Origin of the sequence: Pseudomonas sp. CFBP 13711 (assembly GCF_014842265.1) — a bacterium.
Lineage (GTDB): Bacteria > Pseudomonadota > Gammaproteobacteria > Pseudomonadales > Pseudomonadaceae > Aquipseudomonas.
Genome location: NZ_JACYVI010000010.1, coordinates 150,844 through 174,885 on the forward strand (window position 1 = coordinate 150,844; position 24,042 = coordinate 174,885).

Consider the following 24,042-nt stretch of genomic DNA (forward strand, 5'->3'; position numbering starts at 1 on the left):
TGGCAACCGCACCGCTTTCAGACACCGCATTCACTAACGGCTGAACGGCAAGGCTTTCCCAAGAAGGCCGACGCTGCCCGCACGCCTTGAATTTGAGGAAACATGATCATGAATTATCTGGACAAGAAAACCGCCATCGTCACCGGCGCGTCATCAGGGATCGGTGCTGCAACCGCCCGAGCATTGGCCGCTAAAGGGGTTAACGTCGTTGCTGCCGCGCTGGATGAGAAAGCCCTCGCCGCGCTGGTCAGCGAACTCCGCTCGACGGGTTACGAGGCGTCCAGCTTCGTCACCGACGTCACGGACGCTGAACAGACTCGCGCACTGTCGCAGTTCGCCAAAGACACCTACGGCTCCGTCGACATCCTCGTCAACAACGCCGGCCTGATGCTGTTCTCCCACTGGGTTGACCTCGTGACCCAGGACTGGAACGCCATGATAGACGTCAACATCAAGGGCTACCTGAACACCATCGCCGCCGCCCTGCCCTTCATGCTCGAACAGAAATCCGGGCAGATCCTCAACATGGATTCGGTGGCCGGTCATCAAGTCGGCCCCGGCGCCGGCGTCTACAGCGCGACCAAATTCTTCGTGCAGGCCATGACCGAATCCATGCGCAAAGAACTGGGCGTGCACCACGGCATCCGCGTCAACACCGTCAGCCCGGGCGTGATCAACACCGGCTGGGCGGACAAAGTCACCGACCCCGCCGGGCGCAAAGCCGCACAAGCGCTGAACGAAATCGCCATCGCGCCGGAAGACATCAGCCGCGCCGTGATCTACGCGCTGAATCAGCCGGCCAACGTCACCGTCAACGACCTGATCATTTCACCCACCCGACAGGACTGGTGATTGCGCAGCTGTTGGTCATTGAGGCTATCGCCTTCCTAACTCAAACCCTGGAGTCATAAACATGAGCAAGAACATCAAAGCCGTCGCTACACACGACTACAACGCCGTCATCGACACCGCCAGCCGCTACGTTGATGGGCTGCGTGAAGGCAGCGTTGCGACGATCAAACAGGCCTTTCACGAAGAAGCGGTGATGTACGGTTTCACCAACGGCCAACTGCTGGGTGGGCCGATCAGCAACTTGTATGACTTTGTTGAAAGCAACGGTAAGGCGGCCGAGATCACGACGCGGCTGGATGTGTTGGCGATTACGCCGACTACGGCTGTGGTGCGGGTGGATATGGAGAAGGACGCGATCGGCGCGGATTACAACGACTACCTGACGCTGATCAAGATCGATGGGGACTGGAAGGTGATTGCGAAGGTTTATCACCAGTTTGAGGGGTAGGTTTTACAGCGAGGTTTTTTATGGGCGCAGGTCTCGGGTTTTGGCTTCGGGGCCTGCCTGCCGGGTTATAGCGGCTGGGTATTGAGCGTTTTTTGAGTCGTAGCGTTGCTTATTTTTGGAGTAAGACGTGATGGTTTTAGTGGAGTACAGCGCTGGTTTGCCGTGCAGTACGGATCAGGCGTGGAAGGTGCTTCGGGACTTTGGCGGGATCGCGGCATGGCATCCGGCGATTGTGAAGAGTGGCATCGAGGGTGAAGTTGGGATTTTACGGGTGGGTGCGGTCAGGCGGCTGGCGCTTGCGGACGGTGCGGTGTTGCGGGAGCGGTTGATTGAGTTTGATGATGGGCTTAGGGCGTTGGCTTATGTGTTTGAGGAGTCGCCGTTGCCGGTGGATGGGTATCGGGCTGAGGTTCGGGTGGATGAGGTTGCGGGGTTGGTGGACCGGTGTGTAGTGCGATGGAGCGCGCGGTTTGAGGTGCAGGAGGTTGGGACGGAGGCGGAATTTGAGGGGTTGGTCAGGGGGTTGATTGTGCAGGGGCATGAGGGGCTGGAGGGGGTAATTCGGGGATGATGGCGGCGCGGGAGGGCTAGTTTTTTTTGGAATAATTCGACCGGTAGACAGTACGTTTATCGAGGAGTCTGACCGCTCCGCAGGTTTGCGAGGACCAAAAGTTGAGAGCGGGCCGTACAACTGTGGATCCGCCAATACTGCGCTGATCAGTTGGCCCAAGCCGGGATCGGCAAGTCGCTGACGACTGAGCCGCTGCGCGACGCATTCGGCAACTGGGGCTGCAACAACTGGCAGATCAAGATAGATGACGATATTTTATTGAAGCTACGGCGTTTTTGGCCGGTTATTGAGGTGCCGTATCTATTGGCTCCAAGCAAAACTGAAACGGCGGATCGAGACGCCAGTCCGGTTCATCACTGCTGTCAACTGGTCGCTTTCGTCGTAGCGATATATGGTGAGGGTTTCGACGGGTAGACCTGACGTTATGGCAGATTGTGTAGTGCGTATGAATACGCATATCTGGACATGACAAATGTTGTCCCGAACACTCGTTCTCACCACCGCTGAGGCAGTCGCTTGCCCGTGAATGAACCTTCAAAACAATCTACGTCCTAAAAGTGTCATTCTCCCGATAATAATTTATTTCATCAATAAGCCAAGCCGTGTCATGCTCTCCCGCCACCTTATTAGCCAATATATATGCTAAGGAGCTAACTAGCATCCAGCTGCGCAAACCTAAATTCTGGACCTGCAACGGCATCTCCATATCTTCATCATCCAGGTATATCTGATCGTCCTCTAGGCTCTGTAGATAATCCCACGGAATAAAATAGAAATCAGTATCTTCACGCTCTCGCCCCCAAGATTCGATGTTTGCGTATATCCACTCACCCGAATCTAAATCTGGAAGATCAGCGATCACTTGCCCTAACGAACTATAAGCTTTCATTTAAGTGCACCCTTTTTCTGCAACATGAACCGCCGCTCCGCCTTTTTTTGCCCATGGCAGCCTTACGGACGACAGTTCAAATGTCGGGAGTTAAAGACTGATTCATCAACCACTGTAGTGACCCGCCAACCTCTGATGATAATGCAAGATTCTTTCATATGAGGATCAGTCGGCGCCTTCCTTAGAAATGCAACGCGCACCGCTAGATCGCGCGTAGCATGCCGGCGATGGCTTCCAGCGATAGTTGCAGCTCAGGCCCAATGCGTTGCTATGACTGGCCATCACGCCTTCGGCGTAGCTGAACCGGCGCATGGAATCGCCATTGCGATTGATGTGATATGCGAGTATAGATTCCTGCCCAATAACCCAGGTGAAATCTAAGCTTTACAGCACCTTGATTTATAATCAGCCTATCGAGCTTTAGACTACTAGTGCTGAGTTAAATATCTCTCGACCAAGACATACCCGGAAACACCCATAAGTAAGTAGTCTTGATACTCCTCAATAGCCAGCACTCTCACGGGCTCACCACAACGATAGAGATCACCAGCCATATTGAACTCAAGACTCACCAATTTTTGATCTTTTATCGGGCCACTTCCAATCACAGGCCACTCTCCAGAAAGGAGTTTATCTACGGCAGTAAAAATCACCTCGAATGTGCCTCTATGGTTCTGAAAACTCAAGTAACTTACGTCTCCAGGAATCTTTTTTTCGTCGCCTACGGACAAAACGCAGAATGCAAATACTTTTTTAAAGGTTTGTCCTGAACTATTGCGCCCGATCCATATCGCCTGACAGACAGCTTGTCGCCCGTCAGCCATCGGTATGGTGAAATAATCACCGCTTCTCACTGTCTGTTTAGAACTCATAATCCCAGCGCCTTCATCTTTTTCAATGCATCAGATAACACGTCACTTCCCCAGCCGGAGCTATGCCCTGCAATATCATACGTTCCAGAATTTGGATTAGTCGGACTGTAGGACCTGATTTTATTAACTAGATTAGTTACTGCGTTAGTAGACTTAGCCCCGCCATTGAGGTCCATGATCTGTTGCTCAAGAAACTTAGCCTCAGCCTTTGTCAAATTATTATTAAAAATAACATATTGCTCCAAATGAGCCTTACCATCTGTCACAGCATGTACACCCAGACGGGAAGCGGCATCACCACGGCCAACATATTTTATTACACCATTATCGGCAAGGACATAAAGCCCTTGTCCTTTGACAGGATCGTACTTCGCACCAGTACCGCCAGCACTGCGCTGTGACGGTGTCCCCATACAAGGAGTAAGGCCAAACGGATCGACCCAGGCAATTGTATTGCTTGCATACTGATAAAGATTCCACCCACCAGCAACGCCAATTGGATCTTGAGTAATGAACCGTCCAATTTCCGGGTCGTAATATCTGAACGTGTTGTAGTGCAGCCCTGTTTCATGGTCAATGTACTGACCCTGAAACCTCAGATTCTGTTCAACCTCATTCAAGGCAAGCGTCTCGACCTCGCCCCATGCCTTGTACGTCGCCTGCCAAACGATCTGGCCATCGACATCCGTCATCTCAAGCGGAGTGCCTATCTGGTCGGTATGGAAGTAGTAAAGCTTCTGCTCTGCCTCACCTTCGTTTTGATCGACCCGTGCTAGCGGGGCGTAGCTACCTGGCTCGTAGATGTAGAGGCTGCTCTGTCCCGGCGACTCCTCGCGTAACATCCGCAGGCCTTGCCAGAGGAATTGCTTGTGGTCGATTCGCCCTTGAATCTCAGACGTCTTTCCAACCCGCCGACCCAGGCTGTCATACCGATACGTGCCGACGCTGTGCGTCTGGCTGTTGACCATTGTCTCCGCGCGAACAAGCCGGTTTTCGCAGTCGTAGGTAAACGTCTGCAGCTTGCCCAGCCCTACCCGCTTCTCAATCAGGTTGCCCCACGCGTCGTAGGTATATTCCTGGTCGCGCCATTGCTTGATCCGGTTGTCTTTCACCTGATCAAATTGGCTGGTGTTGAAATTCAGCCGGTTGGCCGCAGCGTCGTATCGGAACTCTTCGCTATCAACCAACCGCCCAGTGTTACGGCTATGCAGCTGGCCGTTGGCTTCATATTCGTACTTGATCTCACCGCGCAGTTTGTCCAGCGTCCGAACTAGCTCTCCCGCCGGGTCGTATTCATAGCGCCGGTGAATCGGGTTATATGCGTGATCGACCAGCAATGAGGTGTTGATGCCTGGGTTCTGGATCTGCGATAGCTTGTCAGCAGGAATAGTCGACGCAAACTGCCAGCTCTTGCGGCCCATCGCGTCGTAACCGAAGCAACTGGTTAGCTTGCCCTGGGACCGATAGACCTCGCGATGCAGGTCATCGCGCTCAATATCGCTGATGATCAGACCTACGGAATCGAACTGATATACGCGCCGCCGACGCGGTACAGATTGATCAGTGGCTGAACAGTGACACCCTAGATCTCCCTTCGCGGACACTGCTCAAGCGGACAAGTGTGGTTTACTTCACCACAGTAGAGCCCATCGACGCCGATTCATAAACCCGACATACTTAGAACTATATATAGGTTCTCCCCCACTTATCTGATGCGGACAAAAGATCTCGCTTAGAAACTTTACATACAACACCATCCAAGCTGAATACGAGTCGATAAGTAGCTCGCAAACCCGTTTCCTTTTGAATAGTATTTTTGCCATACGTCCATCCCATTCGATCTCGCCAATCTGACCATGCACCGGATCATATTCAGGATTGCGACCACAAACGAGATTTTTCAGCCGATCATAGTTTCTACCATTCTCGACTACATGCTCAGAGAATATTTTCAAAAGGTCCGATCTCATTCGCCTCTCTAAAGAACCATCAGACGCAGTCTCGTCAAAATCCGCAGCACTTTACTTGTAGCAATCAACCTCCCAGCGGTTCATTTTATCCATGAAAATACGCACTGCATTAGTTAGTTTTTCACGCAATTCGCCATTGAGGTCAGTTGAGAAAGACGCTGTCATCGAGCAACTCTCCATTTCTACATACGTTTTAAAAATATCTTGGTCGGCCGGGCGCCGCCATTGCCGTATTTGAACAGCAATTCTACATCTACAGGCCCGTTGTCGAAGCGGATACTCCATATGCACAATTCCTGAAGGGACCGTTTCGGTTGATCGCTTCAGTGAGCTGAAGGTTGTCGTCGTAGCGGTAATGGGCGAGGTTTCACCGGAGATTTTATTGACCACATAATTCAGTTAGGTCAGGCCGAACTTGGTCAGTAGCCGCGCTGATTACGCGGCCTCTCAAAAAACCACTACTATTGATAAAGATTCAACCATTAATATTCAGTTTATGGAAACCATGTTTACATGCCACCCTATTAACTAAAGTCCTACCTACTGCCCAAGGGGCCTAGTAACCCTTCTATAAGCTCTAGGTCAAATGATTTGTTTCTAATAATCTTTTTGTTGGTTTTTATCTTTTCAACCACTTCCTCACTTATGATTTTTGGATTACAAGCGACGGCACAATGAATAAACACTGCCGGATATGCATAGTCGGTAGGTGAGTGCAAAACATCCTCGATGGTCCTAGGGCCTGGCACTATACACCCCGTAATCATAGGGATATAGTAACTCTCCAGAGAGTTCCTAATTCGTTTACAAACAGACCCAACTTCTTCCGGAGGTGGAAGATAGATGCTGCCGTATACGTTATCGCTAAATTTTTTATCCTGTCTTCCAGACGTCGTAAACGCAAAGCATGCATCGCTAAACAAATGACTTTTGTAAGGAGGGTCAATTTTAGAGGAGCACTCAAAGATAGGGCCGCCAAAAACGCGGCCATTAAGGATATAGGCATTAGACTTTACCAAGTATTGAAAATCGAGCTCTGCAACAACTTTTTTTTCGTAGATAAACCTAACACCACTTTTCAAAACCTTAATCGATATTTCAGAACCCGCTATACCTTTAAGCTCCTGCAAAAGCTCATTTTCAAAATAAATTCGATTTTCTTTATTCATAAATCACCGATACTTTAAAACGTTGATAGTGGCATCATGTATCGCACCCTTGCCACCTAGATCTTTACCTGGCTTGCCCTTAGTGTCAACTTTGAAGGTTCCCGCCGTACCTCGAGATGTTTTTATAGTACCACCACCCAAATGCTGCGCAGTGTTAGCTGGACTAGACATATCGTAGACCCCAGAGGCTTTCTGGTTTTTTGTGAGCCCTCCAGAACCATGCTTTCTCGAAAACATGAAGGTTCTCATGCCCATCTTTTGCAACAATATCAGCGCGAACTCTACTGCCATTAACCTTCATTGTCACCTCTTGAGCGACAACCTCATACCCATTCTGTTCGAGGTCATGGACGGCCTTAGCCGTACCTTTGTCCCCACTTACGGAGCTTTTGCATAGGCCAAAAGGATCTATCCAGCTAGTGGTGTTGGGACCATATTGATATAGGTTAAATCCACCTAATAACCCAATCGGATCCTGCGTTAGGAACCGACCAACCTCTGGATCGTAATACCTGAAAGTGTTGTAGTGCAGCCCCGTTTCGTCGTCGATGTATTGACCCTGAAACCGCAGGTTCTGCTGGACTTCATTTACGGCAAGCGTTTCAACTTCCCCCCACGCCTTGTAGGTTGCCTGCCAGACGATCTGACCGTCGACATCCGTCATCTCAAGCGGCGTGCCGATCTGGTCGGTGTGGAAGTAGTAAAGCTTCTGATCTACTTCACCTTCGCTTAGGTCCAGGCGCGCTAGCGGCGCGTAGCTTCCAGGCTCGTAGATATAGAGGCTGCTCTGCCCAGGCATTTCTTCACGCAACATCCGCAAGCCTTGCCAGAGGAATTGCTTGTGTTCTGTCTCGCCGTTTATTTCGGAGCTTTTGCCAATCCGGCGGCCCAGGCTGTCATACCGATACGTGCCGACGCTATGCACTTGGCTATTAACCATCGTCTCAGCACGCACAAGCCGATTTTCGCAGTCATAGGTAAATGTCTGCAGCTTGCTCAGCCCTACCCGCTTTTCAATCAGGTTGCCCCAGGCGTCGTAGGTATATTCCTGATCACGCCACTGCTTGATTCGGTTGTCTTTCACCTGATCAAACTGGCTGGTGTTGAAGTTCAGGCGGTTGGCGGCAGCGTCGTATCGGAACTCTTCGCTATCGACGAGTTTGCCCGTGTTACGGCTATGCAATTGGCCGTTCGCTTCATATTCGTACTTGATCTCACCACGCAGCTTGTCCAGCGTCCGAACTAGTTCGCCCGCCGGGTCGTACTCATAGCGCCGGTGAATCGGGTTGTATGCATGATCCAACAGCAACGAAGTGTTGATGCCCGGGTTCTGGATCTGCGACAGCTTTTCCGCCGGTAACGTCGATGCGAACTGCCAGCTCTTGCGGCCCATCGCATCGTAGCTAAAGCAACTGGTGAGACTTCCTTGAGACTGATACACCTCGCGATGCAGGTCATCGCGCTCCATATCGCTGATCAGCAATCCATCGAGATTAAGCTGATGCAAGTGGCCGCTGGCGTAGTACAGGTGATTGAGATGTTGGCCCGTCGGCAAGGTCCGCGTGGTCAGGTTGCTGAGCGGATCTTATTCGTAGGAAAGCGCACCTTGCGGTGCGGTCTCCTTAATCAATCGGCCCAGCAGGTCGTAGGCAAATTCCAGCTTCTCTGCGCCGATGCCGAGGTTTTACCAATCACGTTAAGCAAACGCTCAATAGACCGTAAACAATCACGCTAGTCATAGCACTATTGCAGTTCATGGCCAATCGCGAAAGTTAACATGTGCTAACCAGCTCTTGACGTCCAAACCTAGGCATGGCCCTCGCTCATACCTCAATAAAAATCATCGTTCTCTAAATAGTAATTGATGGCATGAATATAATCATCGAGAAATGATTGTTCTTTTTTTTCTCGCTGAACATCAATAACGTTTTGGAAGATTTCGACGTCAAAGAAATATCGAGCATCGTTTTGGGTCGCTAAGACAGGATTCCCTTCCTCATCCAGATCCTCTAACTCATCATCTCCGATCAAAAGCAGAATCTCCGCATGCTCAGGGTCCGCCCTCCACTTCTTCCGATTAATATATAGGGTCCCGAACTTGTCAAGCCTCTCAGTATCTGCGATCAAAGCTGCAAGGTCTTTGTAAACTATCATATTCCCTATCTCCTTCAATTATCTGCAAGCACTACCGCCACCCCATCGCTTACGCCCACCCTCTCCTTTGGAGTGATAGTCAAGGTGACGAGATTTATGGTCTTTCATGTCTACCAGTTGCAATAAACCTCCAACTTGGCCGTGATGATGCCACGTCGTGCCAGGGAAGGCTTTTCCTCTGAACGTACCTCGCGTTGTCGGCGCAACATGCTTCTCGATCCCTGGGTATCGACCCTCAAGATTCGCTCTCAAAGCAGGATCGTTTTTCATCGCGTAGTGCAACTGGCGGTTCGATTCGCCGAAATGCACTGGATCAGGGAGCCTATACATTTCGCGCGAAGGTAACTTCGCCTCGAAAAAGACATCGTAGACTCCTGGGTTCGAGCTTGCTAAGCCCAAAGCATCGATCCACCCAATGGGATTTAACCCATACGAGTAAAGATTATCTCCCCCCAATAACCCAATAGGATCTTGCGTTATAAATCGTCCCACCGCCGGATCGTAATACCGGAACGTGTTGTAGTGCAGCCCTGTTTCTCCGTCAAAGTACTGACCCTGAAACCGCAGATTCTGCTCAATTTCACTCACGGCCAACGATTCGACTTCACCCCAAGCCTTGTAAGTCGCCTGCCACACGATCTGGCCGTCGACATCCGTCATCTCGAGCGGCGTGCCAATCTGGTCGGTATGGAAGTAGTAAAGCGTCTGCTCTGCCTCACCTTCGCTCTGGTCAACCCGGGCAAGTGGCGCGTAGCTTCCTGGCTCGTAAATATAGAAGCTGCTCTGCCACGGTGTTTCTTCGCGCAGCATCTGCAGGCCTTGCCAGAGAAAGTGCTTGTGCTCAGTCTGGCCATCAATCTCGGACGTCTTGCCAACCCGACGACCCAAACTGTCGTACCGATACGTGCCCACGCTGTGCATCTGGCTGTTAACCATCGTTTCAGCACGCACGAGACGATTTTCGCAGTCATACGTAAACGTCTGCAGCTTGCTCAGCCCTACCCGCTTCTCAATCAGGTTGCCCCACGCGTCGTAGGTATATTCCTGATTGCGCCATTGCTTGATGCGGTTGTCTTTCACCTGATCAAACTGGCTGGTGTTGAAGTTCAGGCGGTTGGCCGCAGCGTCGTATCTGAACTCTTCGCTATCAACCAAGCGCCCGGTATCACGACTGTGCAATTGGCCGTTGGCTTCATATTCGTATTTGATCTCACCCCGCAGTTTGTCCAGCGTGCGGACCAGTTCGCCTGCTGGATCGTACTCATAACGCCGATGAATCGGGTTGTAAGCATGATCGACCAACAGCGAGGTGTTGATGCCTGGATTCTGGATCTGCGACAGCTTGTCAGCTGGCAATGTCGATGCGAACTGCCAGCTCTTGCGGCCCATCGCGTCATAACCGAAACAACTGGTGAGCTTGCCTTGGGACCGATAGACCTCTCGATGCAGGTCATCGCGCTCCATGTCGCTGATGAGCAGACCGTCAAGGTTCAGTTGGTGCAGGTGGCCGCTGCCGTAGTACAGATGATTCAGGTGCTGACCCGTCGGCAATGTCAGCGTTGTCAGGTTGCTCAGCGGATCGTATTCGTACGTCAAAGCACCTTGCGGTGTGGCTTCTTTTACCAAACGACCCAAGAGGTCATAGCTGAAGTCGAGCGTCTCTTCAGCAACACCGAGCTTCTTGCCAATGCTTGAAGGCAGTCGGTGAATGCTGAGCAACCGATCCGCGTCGTCATATACGTAATCCTGCCGCGCATCTTGATTGACCTTCGCCAGCAAGCGGCCAATCACATCACGCTCAAATTCCGTACTCCGCTGCGGCCGCTCTGCCCGCTCCCCATAGCCGATTTCTTCAACCCGAGTCAGATGCCCGCCCAGGTTGTAGCTGAACCGCCGCGTCAGGTTATCGATGCGTTTCTCTTCGATCAGTCGGTCCGACGCATCGTAAGCAAACTCATAAGCCGCGTTGTTTTCATTAACCAGTGCCGTCAGCCGAATCGCTTTGTCGTACTCATAGCGAATGCGCTGTCCCTTCGCATCCTGTCGGCTAGAAGGGAGCCCGCGTGCAGTACGCAACAACCGCGTGGTCTGGCCCTTGCCATCGGTGTGTGTGAGCACCTGACCCAATGCGTTGTAGGTAAACGATTCGGACGTTCCATCCGGGTGCTCGATCCGCACCACTTCACCGTCGGGCTTGCGCTCAAGTCGTGTCGTCTGATTCAACGCGTCGGTGACGGCGATCAGATGAGCCCGACCGTCATAGCTATAAAACGTGCTTTTGCCCGAACAATCCTGAAACCGCTCGACCTGCGCCAAGCCATTCCACCACAGGTATTTCGATTTGTAGGTCGCATCGATAATGGTGTGCGGCAGACCCTCTTCGCTGTTGAGGTATTCAGTCTTGTGGCCCAGCGGATCGATCTCGGCGACAAGGTTGCCTTTGTCGTCGTAACGGGCTTTCCAGACGCTGCCGTCCGGGAAGGCGGTTTCGGTGATCAAGGTGGTACTGAGGTGGTAGCTGTAGGTGATGCTTCGACCGAGCGGGTCGGTCTCTTCGATCAGGCGCGAGAAATCATCGTACTTGAATGTCAGGCGATTCCCGTCGGGCAGGCTGATGCCGGTCGTATTCCCCGCTTCATCCAGATCGATGGCGTAACGTTCGCCGCCAAAGTCGCGACTGGCGATGACCCGTTTGTCCTCGTTGTACTGCACTTCCAGCTCGCGGCCAAGGACGTCGAAGGCCCAGGACGTTCTGCTCTTGAAGTCATAACGAAAATGAAAGTGTTCGCCATCACTGGTCCAGTGCTCGACGACCCGCGGCTGGCCGTCGATGGTTTCCCAGCGATAGTTGCAGCTCAAACCCAATGCGTTGCTGTGACTGACCATCATGCCTTCGGCATAACTGAACCGGCGCATGCAATCGCCATTGCGATTGATCACTTCGATGAGTTGGCCGTTGTCGTCGTAGCGGTACTGGACGAGCGTTTCCACGGCCAAGTTGTCGACGATGCGTTTGACGTCGCTCAGGCGGCCCAGCGGGTTGTCGTAATGCAGGTGGATCCGCACACCGCCCGGCGCGCTGATGTCGGTAGCGTGCCTTCGACCGTGCGGGTGAAATGCAGGTAATGACCCAGCGCATTTTCCAGACGCTGCAACGGCATCGAGGTGTTGTCGTCCGGCACTTCGCCGAAGTAGAAAAACACGTTGTCCAGAGTTTGCAGCAGGTAGTGCCCACCGAGGGTGCGTACCAGATGAATCTGCTCGTAGGGGTTGTAGATGCGCTCGCCGGGCTCGATGTCGACAAAGGGCACGCTGCGGCCCTGGTTGTCGGTGAGGTACAAAAAGCGGCCGCTTCTGCGCAGGCTTTGTTCCCAAGACACCACCCAGCCTTGGCCCAGGATGCTGTCGACGGTCAGGTCGCTTGCGTAGGAGCCATCAGATCCCGGCAAGACAAAATCGGTCTCACCCGAGTCCAGCGATATTTTGCGGCCTGTTGTGAGGTCCACGGGATTGCCGATAATCCCCCCAAGACTTTCCCGACAACGGGGCTAAAGACGTGCGGCCCGCGAGGTAGCTGGCGGCAACGATGGCGCCGAACCGCAGTGTGCAAGGGCCCTGCAGTCTCCAAGCCTTGCGTCAACCCCAGCTTGGCTACTGATACCACCGCTTTGACCATTGATGCGACGATCATCAGCGCGTCTACAACGACGAGAAGCCAGCCGGGAATCTGATCGTCAATATCGAGGTATTGAACCGTCCAGCCCCCGATGAACACATCGTCCGAGCCGGATGAAATCCTGACACCGGGGGTAAGCGTGTCATAGCGGCATGGGGAGTATTGATTCCTGCCCAACAACCGCGCTGTAAACTTAGCTCCCCTCTCTAATTAGCCTGTTGGCATCTCGACTACTAGTGCTGTTTTAAATATCTGTCGACCAATACGTACCCAGCCACTGCCATTTCCAAGTAGTCTTTATACTTCTCACCAGGGAGCACTTTCACAAACTCGCCACAAACATACAGGTCCCCTGCCATGTGGAACTCCAAATTTACCATTTTATGATCTACTATTGGACCACTTCCAATCACAGGCCACTCCCCAGAAAAAAGCTTATCCACGGCGGTAAATATCACCTTGAAAGTCCCCCTGTGATTCTGAAAACTCAAGTAGCTTACTTCTTCAGGAATATCTTTTTTATCTCCTACGGACAAAACGCAAAACGCAAAAACTCTTTTAAATGTTTGCCCTGAGCTATTTTTTCCGATCCAGATAGCCTGGCATATGGCTTGTCTCCCGTCAGACATCGGCATGGAGAAATAGTCACCACTATTTACCACCTGCTTTAAACTCATAACCCTATATCCTTCATTTTTTTCAATGCATCAGCTAGCACCTTATTTGCCCAATCGGAGCTATGCCCTGCTATGTCATAATACTTTACTGAGTTAGGGTTTGCTGGGCTGTAGGACCTGATTTGATTTTGTAGATTAGTAAATTCATTAGTAGATCTAGCCCCGCCGTTAAGATCCATGATTTGTTGCTCAAGATACTTCGCCTCAGACTTTGTTAAATTATTATTAAAAATTACACGCTGCTCTAAATGAGACTTGCCATCTGTCACCGCGTGTACAGCCAAACGCGACTTAGCATCACCCCGACCAACATATTTAATTACGCCATTATCAGTTAGCACATAAAGCCCCTGGCCTTTGACAGGATCGTACTTAGCACCGGTACCGCCTGCGCTACGTTGTGATGGCTTCCCCATGCAAGGGGTAAGCCCTAACGGATCGACCCATGCAATCGTATTGTTTACATACTGGTAAAGATTCCGCCCACCAGCCAATCCAATCGGATCCTGCGTAATGAACCGCCCAACCTCCGGGTCGTAATACCTGAACGTGTTGTAGTGCAGCCCCGTTTCATCGTCGAAATACTGACCCTGAAACCGCAGATTTTGCTCAACTTCACTCACGGCCAACGATTCGACTTCACCCCACGCCTTGTACGTTGCCTGCCAGACGATCCGGCCGTCGACATCCGTCATCTCGAGCGGCGTGCCAATCTGGTCGGTATGGAAGTAGTAAAGCGTCTGCTCTGCCTCTCCTTCGCTCTGGTCAACCCGGGCAAGTGGCGCATAGCTTCCTGGCTCGTAAATATAGAGGCTGCTCTGCCAAGGCGTTTCCTCACGCAGCATCCGCAGGCCTTGCCAGAGAAAGTGCTTGTGCTCGGTCTGGCCATCGATCTCGCACATCTTGCCAACGCGGCGGCCCAGACTGTCATACCGGTACGTGCCAACGCTGTGCACCTTGCTGTTTACCAACGTTTCCGCACGCACAAGCCGGTCTTCGCAGTCGTAGGTGAACGTCTGCAGCTTGGATAAGCCCGACCGCTTCTCAATCAGGTTGCCCCACGCGTCGTAGGTGTATTCCTGATCGCGCCATCGTTTGATGCGGTTGTCTTTCACCTGATCAAACTGGCTGGTGTTGAAGTTCAGGCGGTTGGCCGCAGCGTCGTATCTGAACTCTTCGCTGTCTACGAGACGGCCAGTGTCGCGGCTGTGCAGCTGCCCGTTGGCTTCATATTCGTACTTGATCTCGCCACGCAGTTTATCGAGCGTACGGGTCAGCTCTCCCGCTGGATCGTACTCGTAGCGCCGGTGAATCGGGTTGTACGCATGATCGACCAGCAACGAGGTGTTGATCCCCGGATTCTGAATCTGCGACAGCTTTTCAGCCGGAATAGTCGACGCGAATTGCCAGCTCTTGCGCCCCATCGCGTCATAACCAAAGCAACTGGTGAGTTTGCCCTGTGATCGGTAGACCTCTCGATGCAGGTCATCGCGCTCTATGTCACTGATGAGCAGCCCGTCGAGGTTAAGCTGATGCAGGTGGCCGCTGCCGTAGTAGAGGTGATTCAGGTGCTGGCCAGTCGGCAATGTCAGCGTGGTCAGGTTGCCTAGCGGATCGTATTCGTAAGCCAGCGCACCTTGCAGTGTGATCTCTTTGATCAAGCGACCCAACAGGTCATAACTGAAGTCGAGGGTCTCTTCCTCAACGCCCAGCTTCTTGCCAATGCTTGAAGGCAGCCGATGGATGCTGAGCAACCGATCCGCTTCGTCATAAACGTAATCCTACCGCGCATCCTGATTGACCTTTGCCAGCAAGCGGCCAATCACATCACGCTCAAACTCGGTGCTGCGCTGGGGCCGCTCTGCCCTGTCCCCGTATCCGATTTCATCCAACCGCGTCAGATGCCCACCCACGTTGTAGGTGAACCGACGCGTCAGGTTGTCTATGCGTTTTTCTTCGATCAGGCGATCCGAAGCGTCATAAGCAAATTCATAAGTCGCATTGTTTTCGTTGATCAGCGCGGTGAGCCGAATCGCCTTGTCGTACTCGTAACGAACGCGCTGGCCTTTGGCGTCTTGCCGCGAGCTTGGCAGGCCGCGCTCGTTGCGTTGCAACCTGATGATCTGGCCCTTGCCGTCGGTATGAGTGAGTACTTGTCCAAAAGCGTTGTACGTAAACGCCTCTTGGGTGCCATCGGGATGTTTGATGCGCAGCACTTCACCCGCAGGTTTAAGCTCCAGCTCGGTGGTCTGACCCAGCGCATCAGTGACCGCAACCAGCTGCAGGCGCTCGTTGTAGTGGTAAGTGGTGCACTTTCCAGAACAGTCCTGAAACTTCTCGACCTGTGCGTGGTTGTTCCACCAGAGGAATTTCGACTTGTGGTTGGCATCGATGATGGTGTGTACCAAACCATCATCACTGTGGAAATACTCGGTGCGCTGGTCTAGCGCGTCGTATTCCTCTATCAGGTTTCCCTTGTTGTCGTAATGGCCCTTTCAGGTACTCCCGTCGGGATAGCTGACCTGTTTAACCAGCGAGGTCAGATGGTGATGTTGATAGCGCGTGCTGCGACCCAGCGGGTCGACCTCCTCGATAAGCCGCGAGTACTCGTCGTATTTAAGTGTCAGCTGGTTGCCGTCGGGCAGTGTCAAACCTGCGATGTTGCCGAAGTCATCCAGATTAATTGCGTACTGTTCTCCGCCGAAGTCGCGGCCAGCGGTGACCCGGCGATCGGCGTTGTAGTGAACCCGCGCCTCGCGACCCAGTAGGTCTGTGACACGGGTGGTGCGCGCCTTGAAGTCGTAGTCAAAATCGAAATGTTCGCCGTCGCTGGTCCAGTGCTCCACCACACGCGGCTGGCCGTCAATAGTTTCCCAGCGGTATTCGCAGGCGAGGCCGAGCGCGGTGCTGTGCCGCGTCATAACGCCATCGGTGTAGCTGAAATAACGCAGAGTGTCGCCGTTGCGGTTACTGACCTGGCTCAGCTGTCCGTTGTCGTCATAGCGATAAGTGACCAAGGTTTCGAGCGCCTGGTCACCGACGATGCGTTTGACCTCGGTGAGGCGACCGAGTGGGTGGTTGTAGTGCAAATGCACGCGCAGGCCCCCGGTCGCGCTGATGTCAGTTAACTTGCCATCGGCCGTGAGCGTGAAATGCAGGTAATGCCGAGAGCCACGCCAGCACTAGCTGATCTCAGGCTGGCATGATTCGCCAGTTTTGCTCCGATCAGGAAACTAAAGCACCGAGGGAGATCACACCTCTTGCCTTTGAACCGTCCTTTTGGTGACGTCCTCTCTGGAACACGTACTCTCAGAAGCCTCGTTAAACGCGCTGCAGTCGTCGAATGCGGCCCAGCGCTCATGAATCAGTATAAAATAGGGACTTTCACACCGTTAACGGCGTGCTCTAATCGGGCTCGATAACTTGTAAAGACATGCATCCGTCAATTTCGTAAGTCCTCACATTTACGATAAAAATCAGTATATTTTTGTGGACTTTCATCGCTACCCAAGCCCGTTTATCAGAATTATCTTTATCCCTCAGAGATTGCAGACACTTTGTCGCACCGTTAAGCACGCGCCCCTGAGATTTTAGGTTATTAGCGCGAAACTCTATTATGGAACGGATTGTCGGCAACTCCTCTTCATTGTAGCTATTTACATCTAAAGGAATAGGGAGTCGGCCATTTGAAACTTTCGCTTTAGCTAGCACCTCAGCAGTTCGGCGATCAAAATGGCCAGATTTAATGAATCCTTCAAAGTCTGCGTTTTCTAATAAATCTTTAGAGTTCATTTGGATTAAATACCTTTAGGCCAGATCGACCCCCTTGCAGTAGCACTTCTGACTCACCATAAGCATCTGGAGAAAACTACCATGCCCACGCATCACCTGGCTTGGAGGCTCCTGTAGGAGTACCTAGCACACCGCCCCCCGGCCCTTCCTTTTCTGCCCACCATTTAGCAACTTTCGGATCGCGTGTCCAAGATGTAAATGGTCTATACTCGGAAACGCCGCCGAGGTTATGTGCCTCTTCGGACATAGTGCTATTAACATTCCCGGGCTCCACGACACCATTTTTCGCATTAGCAATCTCAGGATGATTAGCGCTCACGCCCCGTACAACTTCACACTGCCACCCTAGCGAGTCGATCCAACCACTTAGATTTAGGAGTATAGTTGTTGCCCCCCTGCAACCCAAATCGCATCTTGCGTCATGAACCTCCCAACCTCTGGATCGTAATATCTTACGCGTTATAGTGCAGCCCGTTTCGTAGTCGAAGTACTGACCCTGAAACCGCCCGACCTGCGCCAGCCCCTTCCACCACAGGCATTTGGATTTGCGTATGGCGTCGATGATGGTGTGCGGCAGACCATCGTCGCTGTTTAGATACTCATTAATATGGCCAAAGGCATCGACTCCAGCAACTTCCTTAAGCCTTGACGCACTTGTGCCCACTGAGCCTACATTTTGTAACCGTGCTTTGGCCCTGAAAAAACTCAACCACCCATAACTCAATCGTCAAGATCACCGGCAACCATCAATTCAAATAACTTCGACCACTCTAGAATCAGACCTCGGCTCGACTGTCCGCTTGAAGGGTTTGGATACTGTACTGAAGCACACGTCAAACCCATACTGCGTTTCGCCACTCTTACTGTAGGTATGGACACCAGCAACTACGACCCTATACAACCCACGTTGAATCGGGAGTTTTTTCCAACCAGTATAGTCTTCCCACTCCCAAAAAACCGCCATATCTGCAACATATACGTCATCAAGTGCAGACAGATAAAAAAACTTGTCTTCAAATATCACCCTTCGTCCTTCTTCCTCAGGCGACTCATCTACAAAAAAGCGAACCCGGTAGGTTCCATCGTCAATTCCCATTATAGGCAATGCAAGTCCCTGGTCTAGAACCTCATCTCCTTTTTCCGTGGTGGTAAACTCTTCTAATATATTCTGCGCACTGATTATTTTACCTCCGAATAGGCTAAGCAAACTCGGATAGACAAATATTATAATCCCATTGAAATCCACATCAACATCACACTCAAACTTCATGAGCAGCCTCCCTTGGCGCTTCACTTCTTCGTCTTCGTAAATGATGCGCTCGCCTTAGCGTCTTGGCGGTTTGCATGCCTTCTGTGAGCCGTGCGCAACAAACGCCTAGAAAAAGATTAGTGTCTATAGGGAAGGACTTACTTTGACGCCTAAATCTGCCAAAAAGGTTTTAGGGCCTAAACACGTAATACTTAAACCCAGAAAGCAGGATCCTCAACCCTAGGTCTTAGGTTTGGGGGTAAGGGGATAGATCAAAAGATCGCGAATCGCGCTGACTCGTACAAACTGCTATTTGAGTGCAGCCACGAAATTGTCAAACGACGAGATGACCGACTCCATCCGCTCCTCATCTTGAAGCCACAAGTATACTTTGCCATAGTCTTCATCTCGTAATGACAGCATAAACGTATTGCCATTATCATCATAAGCGAACGGGACCAGACTTTGCATTACGCCATCCCCGCGATTCAAATCTTTAATCAACGATTCAATTGATGGATTACCATACCTGATCGGGTTAAATCCCCCGATAGAAAAGCAGAAGTCGTCCCCGTCAAATTCTGTCTTAGAAGGGAATCCTCCATTATTGTGTAGATAGATTTTCTTAAACACTTGAGGAAGACTACCTTTAACGAGATTTTCGAGCTCGATAAAATCTTCAAAGCTAATCTTGCCATATGAACCTTCTAAATCTAGCACGCCGTTCCTCCTACTTTACCAGACTAGGGTTTAGTTGAAATTGAGCGCCTTGCTGGGAAAGTGTATGTTTTTCCAGTTGCCGCTTTGTATTGAGAAACTCCACCCTTGTGATTAACTCCTTGGTGAGCTCCTTACTCTACGAGCCGAATCGTACCTCTTTCGTGTTAGGATCGTAATCATCGACATGATGCCATACGTATCCGCGCGGGGCACTTTTTTTATTCAGACCTGGCGCTTTGTTGGCCAACTCGGGATCTTTGATGTAATCACCACTATATTGTATAGACGACAGGATTAACATTTGGATTCTTAGCGAATAACGCGTTACTTTTCGCACCGTCGAGACCTTCAGCAGTGTCTTGCACTACTCCACTATAGCTCCGCTCGGCAAGCTTGCTTACTGCATCTAGAGCTAGTGGGTCCGCCTAGCCTAAGGGTTATTAACATACTTGTACAGATTAAGAACGCCGGCGAGTCCAATGGGATCCGGCGTAATGAAGCGGCAAACTGCGGATCGTAATACCGAAACGTGGTGTAGTGCAGCCCGGATTCATCGTCGAAGTACTGACTTTGGAAACGCAGGTTCTGCTCAACCTTATTTACGGCTAGCGTTTCAACCTCGCCCCACGCCTTGTACGTCGCCTGCCAAACAATCTGGCCATCGATATCCGTCATCTCAAGCGGCGTGCCGATCTGGTCGGTGTGGAAGTAGTAGGGCTTTTGCTCTGGCTCACTCTCGTTTTGGTCGACCCGTTCTAGCGGCGCGTAGCTTCCTGGCTCGTAAATATTGAGGCTGCTCTGCCCAGGCGTTTCCACGCGCAGCATTCGCAGGCTTTGCCAGAGGAACTTCTTGTGCTTTGCTCGCCTTTCGATCTCTGACGTCTTCCCAACCCGCCGGCCCAGGCTGTCATACCGATAGGTGCCAACGCTATGCACCAGGCTGTTGACCATTGTTTCCACACGCACGAACCGGTTTCGCAGTCGGAGCTGAGTGTCCGGAGTTTCCCCAGCCTACTAGCTCCTCAGTTAGATTGCCCCAAGCTTCGTTGGAGATTTCTTCGCCGTCCCAGCACTTATTCGGCTGCCTTTGACCGGCATAGGAATAACGAACTAGGCACGATTATAGAGGTCATGCAAATCTCCATCAGCGTTCAGCTTGACGGTGGTTTCTCCCTCGTACAATAAAGAAATCGAGCCTTTTTGATCTCCGTCCTCAATGGCTCTAACACCGTCCAAAACGCATAGAAATCCGAAAACAGCCTCCTCCACTGACTTTTTTATTATCTGTTCAATGCACTGTTTATCATCATTATTTTGATTGTTATAAAATCTTGAAAGTTCAACAAGCTCCTTAGCTGGCTTTCTCCCGGGAGGCGAGTGAAGAACCGATACTACATCTGCAGCCGCTGCATCGCTCACCACAAGCCTTACTACTTTTACAAATTCTTCAGAGTTCATGATAAATCCTACTTAAGTAGCGCCTGCGGAAACATTTCTTTATTTAGTTTAATAAGATCTTTAATGGCCCCAGGCGGAGTATTGGTATAGTTTCGCAGGTCCCTTACATCTTTCGCAAGCAATTTTCTCGGCGTTCCATTATACGGCCCTTTTATAGTAGGGATCAGTTTATGTTCAGCTCTAGGCAGAGCTATAGATGGTGCTGTATTCGGATCATAGCCGCTGATTACCTGCTTTGCTGGATGTTGCTGTGCGACGTGGTGGATATCCAATCCATCACCCACCGCGGATTTTTTCTGAAGTTTATCAAATGCTCCTACTTCGTATTTTTGCGTCGGCTCACAACTCCACCCCAGAAAGTCGACCCAACCTATGGGATTATGCACATACCTATAAAGATTATCTCCCCCCAACAACCCAATCGGGTCCTGCGTTATAAACCGCCCCACCTCCGGATCGTAATACCTGAACGTGTTGTAGTGGAGCCTCGTTTCCTCGTCAAAGTACTGACCCTGAAACCGCAGATTCTGCTCGACCTCACTCACGGCAAGCGATTCGACTTCGCCCCACGCCTTGTACGTCGCCTGCCAAACGATCCGGCCATCGACATCCGTCATCTCAAGCGGCGTGCCGATCTGGTCGGTGTGGAAGTAATAAAGCTTCTGCTCTGCATCACCTTCGTTTTGGTCGACCCGGGCTAGCGGCGCGTAGCTGCCTGGCTCGTAAATATAGAGGCTACTCTGCGCCGGGGTTTCCTCACGCAGCATCCGCAGGCCTTGCCAGAGGAAATGCTTGTGCTCGGTTTGTCCCGCAATTTCAGACGTCTTTCCAACCCGCCGGCCCAGGCTGTCATACCGATACGTGCCGACGCTGTGCACTTGGCTGTTAACCATCATTTCGGCACGCACCAACCGGTTTTCGCAGTCATACGTAAACGTTTGCAGCTTGCTCAGCCCTACCCGCTTCTCAATCAGGTTGCCCCAGGCGTCGTAGGTATATTCCTGATCGCGCCATTGCTTGATGCGGTTGTCTTTCACCTGATCAAACTGGCTAGTGTTGAAGTTCAGACGGTTGGCCGCAGCGTCGTATCGGAACTCTTCGCTATCAACCAAGCGACCGGTGTCACGGCTGTGCAACTGGCCGTTGGCTTCGTATTCGTATTTAATCTCACCGCGCAGTTTGTCGAGCGTGCGGGTCAGTTCTCCCGCTGGATCGTACTCATACCGTCGGTGAATCGGGTTGTACGCATGATCGACCAGCAACGAGGTGTTGATGCCTGGGTTCTGGATCTGCGACAGCTTTTCAGCCGGAATGGTGGATGCGAACTGCCAGCTCTTGCGGCCCATCGCGTCGTAACCGAAGCAACTGGTTAGCTTGCCCTGGGACCGATAGACCTCGCGATGCAGATCATCGCGCTCCATGTCGCTGATCAGCATTCCATCAAGGTTGAGCTGATGCAGGTGGCCGCTGCCGTAGTACAGATGATTCAGGTGCTGACCAGTCGGCAATGTCAGCGTGGTCAGGTTGCCTAGCGGATCGTATTCGTAAGCCAGCGCACCTTGCAGTGTGATCTCTTTGATCAAGCGACCCAACAGGTCATAACTGAAGTCGAGGGTCTCTTCCTCAACGCCCAATTTCTTGCCAATGCTTGAAGGCAGGCGATGGATGCTGAGCAAGCGATCCGCTTCGTCGTAACTGTAATCCTGCCGCGCATCCTGGTTGACCTTAGCCAGCAAGCGGCCAATCACATCCCGTTCAAATTCCGTACTACGCTGCGGCCGCTCTGCCCGATCGCCGTAGCCGACTTCATCAACCCGCGTCAGATGCCCGCCATGGTTGTAGCTGAACCGACGCGTCAGGTTGTCGATGCGCTTTTCTTCGATCAGACGATCTGACGCATCGTAGGCAAACTCGTAACTCGCATTGTTCTCGTTGACCAACGCAGTGAGCCGAATCGCCTTGTCGTACTCGTAACTGATGCGCTGGCCCTTGGCGTCCTGGCGGCTGGCAGGCAGTCCGCGCGCCGTGCGCAGCAGACGCGTAATCTGACCCTTGCCATCGGTGTGCGTGAGCACCTGACCCAATGCGTTGTAGGTAAACGATTCGGACGTTCCATCCGGGTGCTCGATGCGCACCACTTCACCGTCGGGTTTGCGCTCAAGTCTTGTCGTCTGATTCAACGCGTCGGTGACGGCAACCAGATGAGACCGATCGTCGTAGGTGTAGAAGGTGTTTTTGCCCGAGCAATCTTGAAAGCGCTCCACCTGCGCCAGCTCGTTCCACCACAGGTATTTGGATTTGTGTGTAGCGTCGATGATGGTGTGCGGCAAGCCGTCGTCGCTGTTGAGGTACTCCGTCTTGTGGCCGAGTGCATCAACTTCAGCGATAAGGTTGCCTTTATCGTCGTATCGGGCTTTCCAGACGCTGCCGTCCGGGAAGGCGGTTTCCCTGATCAAGGTGGTACTGAGGTGGTAGCTGTAGGTGATGCTTCGACCGAGCGGATAGATTTCTTCAGCCAAGCGCGAGAAGTCGTCTTACTAGAAAGCCCGCTGATTGCCATCGGGTAGTGAGATACCGGTCAGGCTGCCGGCTTCGTCGAGGTCCATGGTGTAGTGCTCACCGCCTTAATCGCGGCTGGCGATGGCAAGGCGGTCCTCGTCTTAGTAAGCAGCATTATTTTAGTTGAACAGTGCCAGTCCCGCTAACCGCCTTGTCTTAGTCGTTTGGGTAGGCATAGAGGCCAACTGAACCCTATCTGCAGGACTAAGGTTTTTGAGGTTTTGGTCAGTGGCCAAGGCAGTGGCTGGAATAGCTCTCCAGTCACTGTCAACCTAGATCATTGAATGAACTCAAAAAGCCTTAAACAAACTAGAGCTGAAGCACTATCAAGCGCACTAATACCGATACCCAAGTTTTTACCCAGCATTTAAATTTTCAAAGACACTTAAAAGGCCCAGATCAAAATTCTTATTTTTTATAATTTTCTTATTGGACATAACTTCTTTGAGCTTTTCCTTGCTGATAATTTCTGGCTTTAAAGCAATCGCGCATCGAACAAACAGTGCGGGGTATGCGTAGTCTGTAGGAGATGCCAACACATCCTCAATGGTGCGCTGACTAGGCAGTATGCATCCTGCGACCAAGGGAATATAGTAGTTTTCAAGCGCGCACCGAATATGCGTGCACACCGCCCCGACCTCCTCAACTTTTGGAGCACTGATGGTTCCATAAACGTTTGTGCTGAACTTTTTGTCCTGCCGTCCAGACGTTGTAAACGAAAAACAAGCATCGCTTCCCAAATTACTTTTATAAGGAGGAATAGTCTTTGAGCAGCATTCAAAAATTGGCCCACCGAAGACACGACCAATTAGAGTATATGCTTGAGCCTTAACCAAATATTGAAAGTCAAGCTGAGCAACTAACTCCTTGCCAAGCCGAAATTTCAATCCCTTTTTCACAGCCGTAAGCGTCAATCCAGGCCACTCGAGGCTTCTAAGGCTTGCCAAAAGTTCGTTTTCGAAATAAATCCGTTCTTCTTTGTTCAT

General features: G+C 51.6%; 14 protein-coding genes and 6 pseudogenes. 3 read left to right on the plus strand and 17 right to left on the minus strand.

From position 1 onward, the window contains the following. The first annotated feature begins 108 nt into the window (after window positions 1-108). From IFT47_RS19075 to IFT47_RS19085, 3 genes are all read left to right on the plus strand, one after another. Window positions 109-852, plus strand: a complete 744-nt coding sequence (locus IFT47_RS19075) for an SDR family oxidoreductase (protein WP_192173565.1) — start codon at window positions 109-111, stop codon at window positions 850-852. A gap of 61 nt (window positions 853-913) precedes the next feature. After that, window positions 914-1,300, plus strand: coding sequence for a nuclear transport factor 2 family protein (locus IFT47_RS19080; protein ID WP_192173564.1), 387 nt, complete (start codon window positions 914-916; stop codon window positions 1,298-1,300). A gap of 130 nt (window positions 1,301-1,430) precedes the next feature. Further along, window positions 1,431-1,871 (plus strand): SRPBCC family protein, encoded by a 441-nt coding sequence (locus IFT47_RS19085; protein WP_244655983.1) that lies wholly within the window; start codon window positions 1,431-1,433, stop codon window positions 1,869-1,871. 544 nt (window positions 1,872-2,415) lie between these two features. Here IFT47_RS19085 and IFT47_RS19095 read toward each other — a convergent pair. The 17 genes and pseudogenes from IFT47_RS19095 to IFT47_RS19175 all read right to left on the minus strand — a co-directional run bounded on the left by IFT47_RS19095 (window position 2,416) and on the right by IFT47_RS19175 (window position 24,042). Beyond that, entirely contained in the window at window positions 2,416-2,760 is a 345-nt protein-coding gene (locus IFT47_RS19095) for a hypothetical protein (protein WP_192173562.1), read from the minus strand. Window positions 2,761-3,188: 428 nt separating this feature from the next. Next, window positions 3,189-3,632 (minus strand): Imm26 family immunity protein, encoded by a 444-nt coding sequence (locus IFT47_RS19100; RefSeq protein ID WP_192173561.1) that lies wholly within the window; start codon window positions 3,630-3,632, stop codon window positions 3,189-3,191. A 419-nt stretch (window positions 3,633-4,051) separates the two neighbouring features. Beyond that, window positions 4,052-5,146, minus strand: a pseudogene (locus tag IFT47_RS19105) (RHS repeat-associated core domain-containing protein); the annotation flags it as partial. A 992-nt stretch (window positions 5,147-6,138) separates the two neighbouring features. Then, window positions 6,139-6,771 (minus strand): hypothetical protein, encoded by a 633-nt coding sequence (locus IFT47_RS19110; RefSeq protein WP_192173560.1) that lies wholly within the window; start codon window positions 6,769-6,771, stop codon window positions 6,139-6,141. A 384-nt stretch (window positions 6,772-7,155) separates the two neighbouring features. Beyond that, window positions 7,156-8,452 (minus strand): annotated as a pseudogene (locus IFT47_RS19115) (RHS repeat domain-containing protein); the annotation flags it as partial. A gap of 149 nt (window positions 8,453-8,601) precedes the next feature. Continuing rightward, a complete protein-coding gene (locus IFT47_RS19120) occupies window positions 8,602-8,925 on the minus strand; it encodes a DUF7716 domain-containing protein (protein WP_192173559.1) in 324 nt (107 codons plus the stop codon). Between the two features lie 387 nt (window positions 8,926-9,312). Next, window positions 9,313-12,745: pseudogene (locus IFT47_RS19125) on the minus strand (RHS repeat-associated core domain-containing protein); the annotation flags it as partial. Window positions 12,746-12,834: 89 nt separating this feature from the next. Then, a complete protein-coding gene (locus IFT47_RS19135; RefSeq protein WP_192173557.1) occupies window positions 12,835-13,278 on the minus strand; it encodes an Imm26 family immunity protein in 444 nt (147 codons plus the stop codon). A 422-nt stretch (window positions 13,279-13,700) separates the two neighbouring features. Then, window positions 13,701-16,442 (minus strand): annotated as a pseudogene (locus IFT47_RS19140) (RHS repeat-associated core domain-containing protein); the annotation flags it as partial. A 241-nt stretch (window positions 16,443-16,683) separates the two neighbouring features. Then, window positions 16,684-17,070 (minus strand): hypothetical protein, encoded by a 387-nt coding sequence (locus tag IFT47_RS19145; protein WP_192173555.1) that lies wholly within the window; start codon window positions 17,068-17,070, stop codon window positions 16,684-16,686. A gap of 334 nt (window positions 17,071-17,404) precedes the next feature. Next, window positions 17,405-17,575 (minus strand): annotated as a pseudogene (locus IFT47_RS28210) (RHS repeat-associated core domain-containing protein); the annotation flags it as partial. A 246-nt stretch (window positions 17,576-17,821) separates the two neighbouring features. Further along, complete coding sequence (locus IFT47_RS19150; RefSeq protein WP_192173554.1) at window positions 17,822-18,340, minus strand: hypothetical protein; 519 nt, start codon at window positions 18,338-18,340, stop codon at window positions 17,822-17,824. Window positions 18,341-18,628: 288 nt separating this feature from the next. Further along, a complete protein-coding gene (locus tag IFT47_RS19155) occupies window positions 18,629-19,039 on the minus strand; it encodes an SMI1/KNR4 family protein (protein ID WP_197983972.1) in 411 nt (136 codons plus the stop codon). Between the two features lie 372 nt (window positions 19,040-19,411). After that, window positions 19,412-19,990: an RHS repeat domain-containing protein gene (locus IFT47_RS27685; protein ID WP_407073244.1), complete on the minus strand. Its 579-nt coding sequence runs from the start codon at window positions 19,988-19,990 to the stop codon at window positions 19,412-19,414. Window positions 19,991-20,149: 159 nt separating this feature from the next. Beyond that, entirely contained in the window at window positions 20,150-20,497 is a 348-nt protein-coding gene (locus IFT47_RS27690) for a hypothetical protein (RefSeq protein WP_192173553.1), read from the minus strand. A gap of 8 nt (window positions 20,498-20,505) precedes the next feature. Further along, window positions 20,506-23,151: pseudogene (locus tag IFT47_RS19170) on the minus strand (RHS repeat-associated core domain-containing protein); the annotation flags it as partial. A 261-nt stretch (window positions 23,152-23,412) separates the two neighbouring features. Then, window positions 23,413-24,042 carry a hypothetical protein gene (locus tag IFT47_RS19175; RefSeq protein WP_192173552.1) on the minus strand — a complete coding sequence of 210 codons (630 nt, stop codon included), beginning with the start codon at window positions 24,040-24,042 and terminating at the stop codon, window positions 23,413-23,415.

Coding starts and splice junctions, on each gene's coding strand:
- IFT47_RS19075 (WP_192173565.1), top strand. CDS start 109: ATGAATTATCTGGACAAGAAAACCGCCATCGTCACCGGCGCGTCATCA.
- IFT47_RS19080 (WP_192173564.1), top strand. CDS start 914: ATGAGCAAGAACATCAAAGCCGTCGCTACACACGACTACAACGCCGTC.
- IFT47_RS19085 (WP_244655983.1), top strand. CDS start 1,431: ATGGTTTTAGTGGAGTACAGCGCTGGTTTGCCGTGCAGTACGGATCAG.
- IFT47_RS19095 (WP_192173562.1), bottom strand. CDS start 2,760: ATGAAAGCTTATAGTTCGTTAGGGCAAGTGATCGCTGATCTTCCAGAT.
- IFT47_RS19100 (WP_192173561.1), bottom strand. CDS start 3,632: ATGAGTTCTAAACAGACAGTGAGAAGCGGTGATTATTTCACCATACCG.
- IFT47_RS19110 (WP_192173560.1), bottom strand. CDS start 6,771: ATGAATAAAGAAAATCGAATTTATTTTGAAAATGAGCTTTTGCAGGAG.
- IFT47_RS19120 (WP_192173559.1), bottom strand. CDS start 8,925: ATGATAGTTTACAAAGACCTTGCAGCTTTGATCGCAGATACTGAGAGG.
- IFT47_RS19135 (WP_192173557.1), bottom strand. CDS start 13,278: ATGAGTTTAAAGCAGGTGGTAAATAGTGGTGACTATTTCTCCATGCCG.
- IFT47_RS19145 (WP_192173555.1), bottom strand. CDS start 17,070: ATGAACTCTAAAGATTTATTAGAAAACGCAGACTTTGAAGGATTCATT.
- IFT47_RS19150 (WP_192173554.1), bottom strand. CDS start 18,340: ATGAAGTTTGAGTGTGATGTTGATGTGGATTTCAATGGGATTATAATA.
- IFT47_RS27685 (WP_407073244.1), bottom strand. CDS start 19,990: ATGGTCAACAGCCTGGTGCATAGCGTTGGCACCTATCGGTATGACAGC.
- IFT47_RS27690 (WP_192173553.1), bottom strand. CDS start 20,497: ATGAACTCTGAAGAATTTGTAAAAGTAGTAAGGCTTGTGGTGAGCGAT.
- IFT47_RS19175 (WP_192173552.1), bottom strand. CDS start 24,042: ATGAACAAAGAAGAACGGATTTATTTCGAAAACGAACTTTTGGCAAGC.